This is a genomic window from Streptomyces sp. NPDC001231 (assembly GCF_042896885.1).
Taxonomy (GTDB): domain Bacteria; phylum Actinomycetota; class Actinomycetes; order Streptomycetales; family Streptomycetaceae; genus Streptomyces.
The window spans coordinates 49,048-61,760 of sequence record NZ_JBIAXS010000018.1 but is presented as its reverse complement, the minus strand read 5'-3'; the positions used below and the strand labels follow the sequence as shown (position 1 = coordinate 61,760).

The window sequence follows — 12,713 nt, the reverse complement described above, 5'->3', positions numbered from 1 at the left end:
GGATCAGACGACGGTCAACGGTCCGAAGCCGGCGGTGACGTCCGGTGCGTGCTGCCGCATCACGCGCAGCCGGGAGTCCGTGCCCAGCACCGCCACGACGACCCGTCCGGCGTGGTCGAGGGCGAGGGCGGGCGGACGGGCCATCAGCACGTCGTGGTCCGTCCACTCCGGCGTCTGCTCACGGCCCTGCGTGGCGAGGACCGCGGTACTCAGCCGGTTGCGGCCGTTGCGGCGGGCGAGGACGACGGCGTCCTGCCGGTCCGTCGGCTGCCGCAGGGCCGCGATCCTGCCGGTTCCGCCGTGCCCGCCCAGCCGTTCGACGCGCTCGTTCCACCGGCCGTCCGGTCGCTGCCGTACCCACATCACTTCGCCGGACTCCTCCTCGCGGTAGAAGACCGCCATCCGGTTGCGCCCGATCTGCAACGGCGTGAGGCCGCCGACGGGCCGCCAGGCGTCCGGGTCGGCCGACGTCACACCGTCCTGGAGCTTGTAGGGGCCGTAGACGTCCTCCTGGAACCAGTGCACGCCGCCGGTACGGTTCGCGGCGAACATCTGGATCCGGCCCGTGGACTTCAGCACCGCGCTCAGGCAGTCCTGCATCCCGCGGCCGCCCAGGTCCTCCCAGGCGCCCCAGCCCTCGCCGGTCTCGCGGCGGGCGCTGATGCCGGATCCGAAGTTGCGCAGGAAGACATGCAGCCTTCCCGAGGGGTCGACCACGGCCTCCGGGACGCCGGCCTCCCGGCAGCGCCGCCAGTCCTTCGACCTCTCGTTGGGGTTGCCGAGGCTCTCCCAGGGCGTCGTCGCCCCGGTGTGCGCCTGCCGCCACATACGTACGGCCTCCACGTCCACCTGCCCGCCCGGTCCCGGGGTGCGGCGCAGGCCGACGAGGTGCACTCCGCCGTCGCGGTCCGCGGCCACGGACAGGGCCGGGCCGAGGCCGGCACCCGGCAGGAAGGCCGGCCCGCCCCAGCTGCCGCTGCCCGGCGCGCTCTCGGTCCAGACCGCGACCCGGCCGCCGAGGACGGCGTAGGCGGCGAGCCGGCCGTCGGCCTGGAGGTGGAGCCAGTCGGTGCCGCCCTCGTACCGGGTCCGCGTGCTCCATCCGTAGCGGCGGATGTCGGAGCCGTCGGACAACTGCCGGTCACCGCAGTAGCGGTGGCGGCAGTCGTGTCCGTCGGCGGAGGTGTACACCTCGATCACACGCTTCTTCTCGTCCCAGGCGTGCTCGGTGAGGTTGCTGGGCCAGAGTTTGTTGCCGTAGCCCACGCAGTGGTCCACGAGCGGGGGTGTACCGCCCTGCTGGATGTACTGCTCCAGGGCGGCCAGCGCGAACTGTGCCGTCGCGGTGTGGTCCTGGTGGTCGCTGGACGCCGGCCCGCGCTTGTCGTCCCAGGCGGTGTGCCACGGGTCGGGGTCCATCGTCCAGAACTGGGCGGGCCGCGTGTGGTGCAGCAGCTCGACCAGGGAGCGCAGCAGCCCGTCCCTGGTGATCTCCTGGGGCCGGCGCAGCGGGGACTCGGCGGAGATCAGGGTGAGCTGGGTGGTCGCCTGCTCGGTCCAGAGGGTGGCCAGCCGGGCGGTCGGCACGTCGGCCGCGAATCCGTGCTGGGCGTCGACCATGCGCAGTCCGAAGAAGAACAGCTGGACGTGCGGTGCCGCGAGCAGCGTCGAGCGCTCGGCCATCACTCCGGTCGAGAACGAGACGACGTCGCGCGCCCACTCGCTGTCGCGCTTGCCCGTCACCATGGCCGCGTACGCGGCGCGCAGCCCGTGCTGGCGCGCCTCCGCGTACCCCTCGTAGTCCGGTGGGCTGTCCAGGCGGTCGGGGTCGCGGGTGTCGATGTTGCGTCCGTCGGCCTCCGCGGCCGTCAGGTAGACGCTGGTGACCCGGTGGCCGGCCTCCAACGCCCGTTGCAGGTCGGGGTTGATGAAGTAGAGGTCGTCGTCCGGATGCGCCAGGACCTGGATGAGCGAAGCCTGTGACGTACTGCCCTCGGCGGACTGCATGGCGGTCTCCTCGGTCGCGGACGGGCGGGCGGTTTGCGGTGCGTGCGGTTCCGGGCTGCCGGAGGTCACAGCGGCCAGTCCGGCAGTCGGCCCTCGTGGGCGAGCCGGTTGCGCTGCGATCCGGTCTCGAACTGGCTCGGCACCGGGAAGTAGCTGGGCAGGAACGCGGCGAGGATGGCGTCCTGCTCGTCCTCGGGCACGTCGCCGTCGTGGTAGTCGTTCAGGCAGAACACGTCGTGCGGGCGGACGCTGAGGATCCGGTTCAGCCGGGGTGCGTGCTCGCTCAGGCCGACGTTGACGAAACCGCACGAGATGCTGCCGGGGACGCTGCGCAGTGTGTGGAACCCGTAGTAGTGGTGCAGCGAGGACGCCACGGACACGTCGCTGTGGCTGCGCAGCCGGTTGCCCGCGGTGGTCGCCACCGCCTCCTGGTAGTGCTCCTCGATGTCGGCCAGGACGCTGCGGCGCAGCGGGTGCGGCGCGTGCAGGAACGAGTGCACCAGCGTCTGCCCGAAGGACTCCTCGATGAGCGCCCGGTTGTTCTTCGCGGCGCTGATGTTGAACTCGTCCTCGTAGGAGGGCGGGGCCATCGGGACGGAGGTGGGCGACATGAAGTGCTTCGCCTGCCCGTTGCCGTGGAAGAACGTGCCGGGCTGGAGGGTCCGCCCGACGAACACGTCGTCGTTGAAGTAGAGGAAGTGCTCGGCCAGGCCCTCGATGTGGTGCAACTGGCTCTCGATGGCATGGGAGTTGTACGTGGGCAGCGCGCCGCGCCCGGCGAAGATCTCGGTGTGGTCCACGACGCGCACACGCGGGTGGGAGAGGTCGAGCCAGGGCGGTACCTGCTGGTCGGTGACGAGGTAGATGTTCCGGATCCAGGGCGCGTACATGTCGATGGAGCGCAGGGAGTAGCGCAGTTCGTCCCGGTCCCGGAACCGGGCCGCGCTCGTGGCCGCGTCCTCGGTCTCCATGCCCATGGCGGCCAGGACGGCGTTCTTGCGCTCCAGCCACGAGACGTCGGCGCCGTTCACCCAGGTGTAGACGGCGTCGACGGGGAAGTCGACGTCTCCGTGCAGCACGTGCCGGAAGGCGTCGATCGTCGGGTAGTGGCGGTTGCCGAGAGTGACCGGGCGCCGGCGCAGGGCGCTGTTCGGCACCCGGTCGCCGATGAGCGTGCGCGCGGGAGCCTTCAGATGCGCCCCGGAGTCGTCGTCGGGGTCGGTGTCCCAGAAGGACACGGTGCAGCCGTAGACGGCGCCGAGCCGCAGGATGCGCGAGTGGGAGACCACGTTCTGGTACACCCGGACACCGGACGAGGGAGTGTCGGCGTACGGCGCGACGAGACCGGCAAGGACGGTGGCCACCGTCTTCTGCCCCTCGTTGAGCACGGCGGCGTACACGGCTTCCTTCGCGTACCGTTCGGCGAGGGCCTTGAAGACCGCCTCGCGGTGCACGGCGTGCACCGCGACGGTGTGCCGTACGAGGTGGTCGCGTACGACGAAGTAGGGGACGTCGGCCTCTTCGAGCGCGTCGGCCACCAGGGCCAGGTTCTGCTGGACGACGTCCCACGGGGACTGCCACTCCATCAGGCGGCAGACCTGGCCGCCGTCCTGCACCAGGCCGCGCCGCTTGAGCAGGCGTCCTTCCAGCGCGCGCAGGTCGGAGGTGCGCACGGTGGTGGCCGGAGTGGCGGCCGCCGCGGGCACGATGCCGTCGGACCCGCTACGGAAGGCGTGCACGGCCTCGCGTTCGGCCTTGAGGACCGCGCGGGCGCCGCTGTCCCGCTGGGCCACGAGTTCGTGGAAGACGCGCTCCCAGTGGGCGGTGACCACGGTGGGCGAGAAGCGGCTGACGGACGCCAGGGCCGCGGTGCCCATCCGCTGCCGCAGCTCGGAGTTCTGGATGAGCAGCATCAGCGCGGAGGCGAGGGCGTCGGTGTCGCCGGGCGGGACGAGGATGCCGGTCTGCCCGTCGATGACCACCTCGCGCGGGCCGTTGGGCGCGTCATAGGAGACCACCGGGACTCCGGCCGCGTGCGCCTCCGCGAGGACCAGGCCGAACGCCTCGTTGCGGGAGGTGAGTGCGGCGATGCTGGCCTTGGCCCACTCCTCCGCCAGATGGGGGGAGTTGCCGTTGAGCTGCACGCAGTCGTGCAGTCCGAGCATCTCGATCTGGCGGCGCAGGGCACCGCTGAGCGGCCCGTCGCCGAAGATCCGCAACTGCCAGTCCGGGTACGCCTGCGCGACGGTCGCCCAGGCCGTGACGGCGTGGTCGATCTGCTTCTCCGCCACGAGCCGGCCGGCGATCACCACCGTCCGGGTCTTCAGCGTCGAGCGGGGCCGGAAGCCGCTGGGCAGGGCGTTGGGCACGACCTCCAGGCGGGGAGCGGCGTCGCCGAGGGTCTCGGCGAACCAGTCCCGGGTGCGCTCGCTCAGCACCGCCAGCGCGTCCAGCCGGGAGGCGTAGCGGCGCAGCGGCTCCCCGCTGGTGCCGCGCAGTTCGGAGACGCGGTGCTCCTGATGGACGGTGACGACGTGGGCGGGGGCGAGGTGGACGGCCAGCGCCATCAGCGCGGGGGTGGTGGTGACCAGGACGTCCGTGTCGGTGTCCTGGAGCGCGAGTTCGAGTTCCAGGTCCGACAGCCGGTTGAACGCCGACTCCCAGGAGGGGTCGACGATCCGGCTGGGCTGGGCGGCCAGTCCGGCCCACACCGAGTCGTCCACCGAGGTCCGGCGCACCGGGCGGGGCGGGCGGGAGGTGAGGTCGACCAGGTAGTCGACACGGACCCGCTCGTCGGGCGTGAAGAACTGCTCGCGCCTGCTCCTGAAGACGCTGAGCACCCGCACCTGGTGCCGGGCGGCGAGTTCGGAGGCCTGGTTGAACACGGCCCGTTCGGTGCCGCCGACGGCGTCGGCCGTGGTCAGCAGAAAGGTGATCTTCATCAGTCGGTCCGGCCCGCCTCGGGCATGCGCGTGCAGGTGACCCGGAAGTTGCCCGCGGGGGTGTAGCGCGGCTGGACGATCAGCGGCGCCTGGCCGGGCGGCGTGATGGCGAGGCTGCGCATGGCGAAGACGCGCAGCGGGTTGCGTACGTCGTGCAGCCTGCGTCCCAGCCGCATCGAGCGTCCGCTGCGGTCGCGCAGGACGACGTCCCAGTGGTCGGGGCGGCTGCCGCGGGGCGGCATCTCGCCCAGCGGGACGGTGACGCGGAAGCCGTCGGGGCCGAGCGCGGTGACCGCCTGCTCGATCCGGCGGCCGGAGGCGACGAAGTCCACCCAGGGCTCTTCGACCCGGGTGCCCAGGACGCGGAAGTCGACGGTGACCCCGGCGTGCGTCAGGTGCACCTTGGCCACTTCCACGGCGGGCCGTGCGGCGGTGCTGACCACCCGTGCGCTGCCGCGGAAGGAGCGGCCGAGCCGGTGGCGTTCGCCGGTGACCGGCGAGGCCGTCATCGGCTTGGTGGGTCCTTCGTAGGGCACGGGCGGCTGGAGCAGCAGCAGCGGGATCGTGCGCGAGCGGCGGCCGGTGTGCACCCGCAGCCTCAGCCGCCAGCGTCCGGTGCCGACGGGCACACCGCCGACGTCGGCGCCCAGCAGGACCGCGGCGTCGACCAGGACCTCACCGGCCGGGCCCTCGTGGAGACGGGCCTCGCCGGGGTAACGGCGGCGCCCGCGCTGCAGGACGACCTCAGCCCGCTCGGGCAGGCCCGCGCGGGCGGGCAACTCGGCGTGCAGGTTCACGGTCTGGCCGTCGAGGATCGCGGCGTAGCGCAGTCGGGCGGCACGCCTGCTGCGCAGCGGGAGGAGGACACCCAGCAGCCGGTTGCGCAGGGCGACGGCACCGGCGCGCAGGCGGCGGCGCGGACGACCGGCCCCGCCGGCGGTCGCGGCGGGGCGCTTGGATCGGGAGGTCATGAGCCCGCGTACCCCAGTTCTGCCGCAGGGGCCGGTCTGCGCGGCGCCACTGCGCCGGAGGTTGTCTCGAAGGGACTGGCTACTGGGAAGTAGTTTTCCAGGAACGCGGCGACCATGCGGGACTGGGCCTCGGGGTCGGCGGCGGTGACGGTGTCGTTCATGCAGAAGGTGTCGAAGTTGCGGCGGGCCAGAAGGGTGTCGAGCCGGTGCTGGGCCAGCCCGTCCGCCAGGTCGATGTAGACGTAGCGGATGTCACCGACCGTGGCGCGTGCCGAGTGGTAGGCGTAGTAGTGGTGCAGCGAAGAGGCGATCGGCACGTCGCTGGGCGACCGGAAGCGGGAGTGCTGGGTCACCCGGTGCGCCTGGTTGTAGACCTGCTCGATCTCGGCCAGCACACTGCGCCGCAGCGCGTGCGGCGTGTGCTTCATCTTCTGGGAGATGACGGTGCCGAAGTACTGGGCGATCAGGCCGCGGCTGTTCTTGCCCGCCGCGTTGACGGGCAGGTCCTGCGCGCTGGTCCGCCCGGACGGGATCAGGGCCTTGGACTGGAAGAACTTGGTCAGCCCGTTGGGGTGGAAGAAATGGCCCGGATGCACGGGCCGCCCGAAGAAGACGTCGTCGTTCAGGTACAGGAAGTGCTCCGAGAGCTCGGGTATGTGGTGCAACTGGCTCTCGATCGCGTGGGAGTTGAACGTCGGCAGCGCACTGGGGTCGGAGAAGATCTCGCGGTGGTCCACCACGCGGATCCCGGGGAAGTCCGTGCTCAGCCACGACGGCACCTGGCCGGCCGTGACCAGGAAGATGTTGCGCACCCAGGGCGCGTACTGGTGGATCGAGCGCAGCGAGTACCTCAGCTCGTCCCGGCTGGTGTAGCGGGCGTCGTTGGCCGCCTGCTCGTGCAGAGCGCCCTCCCGGGCGGCGGTGAGCTGCCCGCGGGCCGCGTCGCGGCGGGCCCGCCAGACGGTGTCCGAGTCGTCCACCCAGGTGTAGACGACGTCGATCGGGAAGAGGTGGTCGTCCGGCAGCGCGGCCACGAACTCGGGCAGGGTGCGCGCCCGGCCGGTGGTGTAGGGGCCGGGCACCGCGCTGAAACGCTTCTGCTCCGCCCAGCAGCGGCCCGCGTCCAGCGGGACCTCGGTCGCCACCTTGTTGGGCCGCGGCGCGACGAGCAGGCCGTCCTGCTCGGTCCAGAACTCGATGTCGCAGCCGTACTCACCGCCGAACACCAGGCGCGCGCTGGGGTCGCAGACGACCCACGTCACCCGCAGCACATCCTGCCCGCGCAGCGCCCGCCAGCTTCCCGGCGCGGACCCGGGACGCAACTGCGCCGGGGAGGTGCCGACGTATCCGGGATGCTCCACGAAGGCGAGCTGGAGCAGTTCCTCGAAGTCGGCCCGCCGCCGGGCGGGAACGGCCACGCACGGCACCACGGGCGACTTCGCGCCACGGACGCAGAAGTAGTCGATCCCGGCCTCCTCCAGCAGGGAGACCACGATGTGGAGGTTGCGCGCACGGGCGGCCCACGCGGTGGCGCCGGGCACCTCCACCGCGCGCAGATGCTTGCCGGCTTCTCGTACGACGCGCAGAGGACCGTCGGACGTGCGCCTGCCGCCTCGGCGCTGACCGCCCATCGCCCGCATCATGACGGCGGAGCGCACGGCGTCGGCGGAGGCGAGTGAACGCTTCACCGATGTGCGCAGTGGGCCCGGTATCCGGCGCCGAGCCCCCACGGGAACCAGCGACCGATACGCCGACACGAGCGCACTCGCCTCGGGATTGTTGAGGCTCACCCGACTTCCGCACCCACCCAGCTCGAGGCCGGCACAGAATGCCCGGCGCACGTCCCCCGCCCTGCCCGCGGCCTTCACCTCATGTCGACCAGCGGTACACCTGAGGCTTACCGATCAGACAGAATGTTTACATCTGACTCTCAGACTGTCCAGAAGTAATCGGTTTCTGCGAACCATCTGTCATAAAGGCCACATCTGTACAACCTTTTTGCGGAACGCCTGCGCAACCGGTGCCGGACGGTATGTCAGACCCGCACCCAGTCCAGCAGCACCAGGCCCGGTTCGGGTGCCTGCCGGGCGAGGCGGAGCGCGCCGTCCGGACCGAAGGCCGCCACCACCACCCGGCCGTATCCGTCGTGCGCCAGGGCCGGCGCGCCCGCGGCGTTCCCGCCGGCGTCGGTCCACCACATGCCCGACGACTCGGCCTCCGTGCCGCACACGCCGAACAGGATTCCGCCGGCCGCGCCACGATGAGCGATCACCGTGCAGTCGTATCCGTCGACAGTGGTGCGCAGCACAGCGTTGGCGCCGTCCGAGGGCGTGCCGCCCAGCGTGACGAGCCAGGAGCCGCGGCGGTGAGAGAGCAAGCCGGATCCGGACGCGTCCGTCCAGAAGCACGTGAGCCGTCCCGGAGCGGTCTCCACAGCGGTGACGGACCCGGGCAGCGGGCCCGGCCGCATGTCGTGGGAGCGCTGCGGCACGGCGCCGGGCTCCGGCTGGACCCAGTGCGCGAGCGCGTCGGCGGTGGGGGCGAACACCTCGACATGGCCGGTGGACGTGACCGCGGCCGCCAGTCCGTCCCGCAGGTCCGAGCCCCGCAGATCGGTCCAGGGCTCCCAGCCGCCGCCCTTGCCCTCCCGGCGCATCATCAGCCCGCCACCCGCGTTGCGCACGAAGACGTGCACGGTGCCCGTGGCGTCCACGGCACCCGCGGGCGCCCCGAGCCGGGCCGTCCTGTCCGGTTCGCGGTGCGGATTGCCCAGGGAGCGCCATTCGGTGACGGGACGCCCGCTCTGGTACTGGATCGCGTGCACCACGTCGACGCGCACCGCGCCGTCGGCGCCGCGCCGTTCCCGGCGGCCGAGGAAGTGGACGTAGGTGTCGGCCCCCTGGGCGACGGTGAGATGCGTGAGGCCGGCGACCGGAAACAGGTCCGGCCCCAACCAGTCCGGGCCGCCCGGCCGGGTCTCGGTCCAGCGCAGCAGTCCGTCCCGGCAGCGGGCGTAGGCGGCGAGCCGCCCGTCCTTGCCGCGCACGAGCCAGCTTCCCTCGACGGCACCGGTCACGACGGGAGATGACGCGGCCTCGGCGGGCGGAGCGGAACGACGCCCCTGCGCCACCCGCGCCGGCCGGCCTCGCATCGCCATGACGGACCCCCTGGAAGAACCCGCCCGAATTCGACGCGGGGACATGAAATTCTCACATCACATGAACAATACATACGCGTTTCCGGCGTGAATCGGTCCCGGAACGCGGCGCCGCGACCGCGGTCGGCAGTCACTTCAACACCCGTCGGCGCGGCGTGTGATGTATGCCACTGCCGTACAACGCCCCCCATGGGTCACGGGTCTGTCCGATAGCCCGAGCGCTCCCTGCCCGGGCATGAGGAGACGAGGACAGCGCGCCATGACAACCCCAGCCGTCGAGAGCCCCCGCAGCCCGCACCGGCCCGACCAGGACGGGACTCCCCGTCGCCGGCGTCGCACCGGCCGGTGGATCCTGCTCTCCATGGCCGTGCTGGTCGCGGCCGGGGCGGGGACCGCGTACTGGCTGTACAGCGGCCTGAACGGGAACATCAAGGGCGTCGACATCGAAAAGGCCATCGGCGACGACCGGCCCGAGAAGCTGCCCACCTCCGGGCAGAACATCCTGATCCTCGGCTCCGACTCCCGCGCCGGCGACAACGCCGCGCTCAACACCGGCAAGGTGGCCGGCGCCCGCTCCGACACCGCGCTGATGATGCACATACCCGAGGGCCGCACCCAGGCCGTCGCCATCAGCATTCCGCGCGACACCCTGGTGACCCGGCCCGAGTGCACGAAGTCCGACGGCACCACGGTGGCGTCGGCGAAGCGCGTGATGTTCAACTCCATCTACGGACAGGTCGGCCCGGCCTGTGTGGTGAAGACCGTGGAGCAGATGTCCGGCATCCGCATGGACCACTACATGGAGATCGACTTCGCCGGCTTCCAGGGGCTGGTGGACGCGATAGGCGGGGTCACCGTCACCGTGGACCAGGACATCCACGACAAGTCCAGCGGCCTGGACCTCACCGCCGGCACCCACCGCCTGGACGGCACCCAGGCCCTGCAGTTCGTCCGCACCCGGCACGGCATCGGCGACGGCAGCGACCTCGGACGCATCAGCCTCCAGCAGCAGTTCATGCTGGCCCTGCTGAGCGAGATCAAGCAGCAGGACCTCCTGGGCAGCCCCACCAAGACGTACAAGATCGCCGACAAGCTCACCGCGGCCCTCACCACCGACTCCGATCTCGCCTCTCTCACCAAGCTGGCGGAGTTCGGACGCAGCCTGAACGGGGTCGACCCCTCCAGCATGGAGACGATCATGCTGCCGGTGAGCTACGACAAGATCGACCCCAACCGCGTCGTGGCCGCGGAGCCCCAGGCGACGGAGCTGTGGAAGGCGCTCCGCAACGACTCCACCATCCCTGAGTCCGCCAAGAAGTCCCCGGCGACGGGCGGTTGATCCGCCCAGGGAGGCCGCGCGCATCCACGGGCCGGCCTCCGCCGGGCGGGACGGGTCGGGCGAGAAGCCCGCGGGCCCACGAGTCACGGACACTGGTACCGCGTCTGATCCCGACCGGAAGGACCGACCCAGGATGCCGACCCTGCTGATCGTCGACGGGGCCAACGTCGTCGGCTCCGTCCCGGACGGGTGGTGGCACGACCGGCGGGCCGCCGCCGAACGCCTGCGCGACCGGCTCACCGGGTACGTCGAGGACGGCGTTCCCGGCGTGCCCGGTCCGCTGGACATCGTCCTGGTCCTGGAGGGCGCCGCGCGAGGCGTACCGTCCGTGCCCGGCGTACGGGTCGAGGAAGCCCCCGGCAACGGCGACGACCACATCGTCCGACTGGCCGCCGCCGCGGCGGACCGGTCCCGCGTGGTCGTCACCGCGGACCGCGAACTGCGCCGCAGAGTGACCGCGGCGGGCGCCACCACGGTGGGTCCCCGCACGGTGTACGGCCCCGGCGCCCAGGACACCTCCGGTCGGGAGCGTTGACCGCGGGTCCGGGCGGGGCCGGGATCCCGGTGCCGCGGCGGGTCAGTTCAGCGTGGCCTGGTACAGGGCCACGCAGGCGCTGGCCACCAGGACGCCCAGGACGATCCGTTTGAAGCGGGTGGGATCCGTGCGGGCGAAGAGGCGGTCTCCCAGCCACCAGCCCACCAGCAGGCCGGGAAGCCCCGCACCGGTCAGCAGGAGGCTGTCCGTGGTCAGCCGGCCGACGGCGAGGAATCCGGCGAGGGCCAGGGCGTCCTGGACGCAGAACGTGGCCTGGAGGGTCGCCCGGAACTCCCGGGGCGCCAGGCCCATGGCCTGGAAGGTGGCGACCAGCGGCGGCCCGTTCATACCGGTCGCGGTCAGCAACGCCCCGCTGGCGAAACCCGAGGCGATGGTGGGGCCCGTACCGCGGCGGAAGGTCAGGCCGCGGCCGATCAGGACGGCGAACACCAGCACCACACAGGCGATGAGGGCCGACAGCGAGCGGGCGCCGAGCACCGTCACCGCGAGCAGCCCGAGCGGCATGCCCACCAGTCCCGCCGCGCTCACCAGGCCCGCCGTGCGCACACTGACGTGCTCCCTCTGGTGGACGCAGACCGCCAGCGAGAGCACCCCGCCCAGCGCGGTGACCACGACGATGGCGTTCTGAGGGCTGGTCAGCAGGGTCAGCAGCGGCACCGCCACCAGCGCGAACCCGAAGCCGCTCAGCGCCTGCGCGAACGACGCCAGCGCGGTGACCAGCGCCACCTCGGCGATCAGGGTCGTCGTCACCCGCTCCCCCTCCGGCCGCTGCCGCCGGGGTCACCCGTCCGTCCCCGTACCTGCCCGAACCCTACCGAGCAGGAGAGCGCCGACCGCCCGGGGGGTGCTCGCCGAACGGCCCCGGCACCGTCGTCATCTGCGCAGCAGCAGCGAGGTGACCCTCAGCCGGCCGCTGTGGATCCACACGTCCGAGTACTCCACCGGACGGTCGTCGGCGAGGTAGGTGACCTGCTGGAGGTACTGCACGGGGGCGCCCTCGGGCAGTGCCAGGGCGTCGGCGACATCGGCGGTGGCGGCCTCCGCGCTGAAGGTCCGGCGGGCCGTGGCGATCTTCAGCCCGTAGGTGCCCTCCAGGACCCCGAAGAGACTGGAGGTGGTGAAGTCCACCTCTTCGATGCCGGGCGCGACATCCGTGCGTACGAAGTTGAACAGCAGCGCGACCGGCCCTTCGCCGGTGCTGCGCACCCGCACCAGGCGCAGGACGCGGGTACCGGGCGTGACGTCCAGCAGGGCCGCGACGGGCCGGGGCGGAATGATCAGCGAGCACTCCCGCACCGACGTGGTGGTGACGACTCCCTGGCTGGCGAAGTCCTCGGACAGGGTGCTCAGCTTCTGGGCGATGGCCGGTTCGATCGTCGTCGAGGTGACGAACGTGCCGCGCCCGCGCACCTGCCGCAGCAGGCCCTCCTCGATGAGCGTGGTCAGGGCGCGCCGCAGGGTGCCGCGGCTGACGCCGAACTCCTGAGCCAGTTCCGGCTCGCTCTTGAGGCGGTAGTGCGCCGGCCACTCGCCGCTGGCGATACGCAGTCGGATGTGTTCCGAGATCTGGACGTGGATCGCCGTGGGGACGTCACGCTTGATGCCCGGAAGCCCCCCGTTGTCGGCCGTCACAGTCGTCGCATCTCCTTCTCCGGTCTCACCGGAGGACGGGCGTCACTCCGGAAAATGGGGAGCCGCACCCCGGCCGCGGGGTGCGGGCGGGGTGCGGCGGCAGTGGCCG

At 71.9% G+C, this 12,713-nt stretch carries 9 protein-coding genes; 2 read left to right on the top strand and 7 right to left on the bottom strand.

Going from position 1 to position 12,713, the window contains the following annotated elements; all coding sequences use genetic code 11:
- Positions 1-3: 3 nt before the first annotated feature.
- From ACFY3J_RS22185 to ACFY3J_RS22165, 5 genes are all read right to left on the bottom strand, one after another.
- Positions 4-2,007, bottom strand: a complete 2,004-nt coding sequence (locus ACFY3J_RS22185; RefSeq protein ID WP_390841552.1) for a PIG-L family deacetylase — start codon at positions 2,005-2,007, stop codon at positions 4-6.
- Positions 2,008-2,072: 65 nt separating this feature from the next.
- Entirely contained in the window at positions 2,073-4,949 is a 2,877-nt protein-coding gene (locus ACFY3J_RS22180) for a stealth conserved region 3 domain-containing protein (RefSeq protein ID WP_390841551.1), read from the bottom strand.
- Positions 4,949-5,920, bottom strand: coding sequence for a hypothetical protein (locus ACFY3J_RS22175; protein WP_384177131.1), 972 nt, complete (start codon positions 5,918-5,920; stop codon positions 4,949-4,951). The genes ACFY3J_RS22180 and ACFY3J_RS22175 overlap by 1 nt, the downstream gene beginning before the upstream one ends.
- A complete protein-coding gene (locus ACFY3J_RS22170; RefSeq protein ID WP_384177411.1) occupies positions 5,917-7,632 on the bottom strand; it encodes a stealth family protein in 1,716 nt (571 codons plus the stop codon). The genes ACFY3J_RS22175 and ACFY3J_RS22170 overlap by 4 nt, the downstream gene beginning before the upstream one ends.
- A gap of 323 nt (positions 7,633-7,955) precedes the next feature.
- Entirely contained in the window at positions 7,956-8,996 is a 1,041-nt protein-coding gene (locus tag ACFY3J_RS22165; RefSeq protein ID WP_384177133.1) for a hypothetical protein, read from the bottom strand.
- Between the two features lie 340 nt (positions 8,997-9,336).
- Here ACFY3J_RS22165 and ACFY3J_RS22160 point away from each other — a divergent pair, with 340 nt between their 5' ends.
- Positions 9,337-10,416, top strand: coding sequence for an LCP family protein (locus ACFY3J_RS22160; protein WP_384177135.1), 1,080 nt, complete (start codon positions 9,337-9,339; stop codon positions 10,414-10,416).
- Between the two features lie 133 nt (positions 10,417-10,549).
- Positions 10,550-10,951, top strand: a complete 402-nt coding sequence (locus ACFY3J_RS22155; protein WP_390841549.1) for an NTP pyrophosphohydrolase — start codon at positions 10,550-10,552, stop codon at positions 10,949-10,951.
- Between the two features lie 42 nt (positions 10,952-10,993).
- On the opposite strand, the gene ACFY3J_RS22150 is transcribed toward ACFY3J_RS22155, so the two are convergent.
- Both ACFY3J_RS22150 and ACFY3J_RS22145 read right to left on the bottom strand, forming a co-directional pair.
- The gene (locus ACFY3J_RS22150) at positions 10,994-11,722 is read right to left on the bottom strand and encodes a sulfite exporter TauE/SafE family protein (protein WP_384177139.1); all 729 of its coding nucleotides are present in this window, start codon (positions 11,720-11,722) and stop codon (positions 10,994-10,996) included.
- Positions 11,723-11,845: 123 nt separating this feature from the next.
- Positions 11,846-12,604 carry a GntR family transcriptional regulator gene (locus ACFY3J_RS22145; protein WP_384177141.1) on the bottom strand — a complete coding sequence of 253 codons (759 nt, stop codon included), beginning with the start codon at positions 12,602-12,604 and terminating at the stop codon, positions 11,846-11,848.
- Positions 12,605-12,713 lie beyond the last annotated feature (109 nt).

Coding starts and splice junctions, on each gene's coding strand:
- ACFY3J_RS22180 (WP_390841551.1), bottom strand. CDS start 4,949: ATGAAGATCACCTTTCTGCTGACCACGGCCGACGCCGTCGGCGGCACC.
- ACFY3J_RS22175 (WP_384177131.1), bottom strand. CDS start 5,920: ATGACCTCCCGATCCAAGCGCCCCGCCGCGACCGCCGGCGGGGCCGGT.
- ACFY3J_RS22160 (WP_384177135.1), top strand. CDS start 9,337: ATGACAACCCCAGCCGTCGAGAGCCCCCGCAGCCCGCACCGGCCCGAC.
- ACFY3J_RS22185 (WP_390841552.1), bottom strand. CDS start 2,007: ATGCAGTCCGCCGAGGGCAGTACGTCACAGGCTTCGCTCATCCAGGTC.
- ACFY3J_RS22155 (WP_390841549.1), top strand. CDS start 10,550: ATGCCGACCCTGCTGATCGTCGACGGGGCCAACGTCGTCGGCTCCGTC.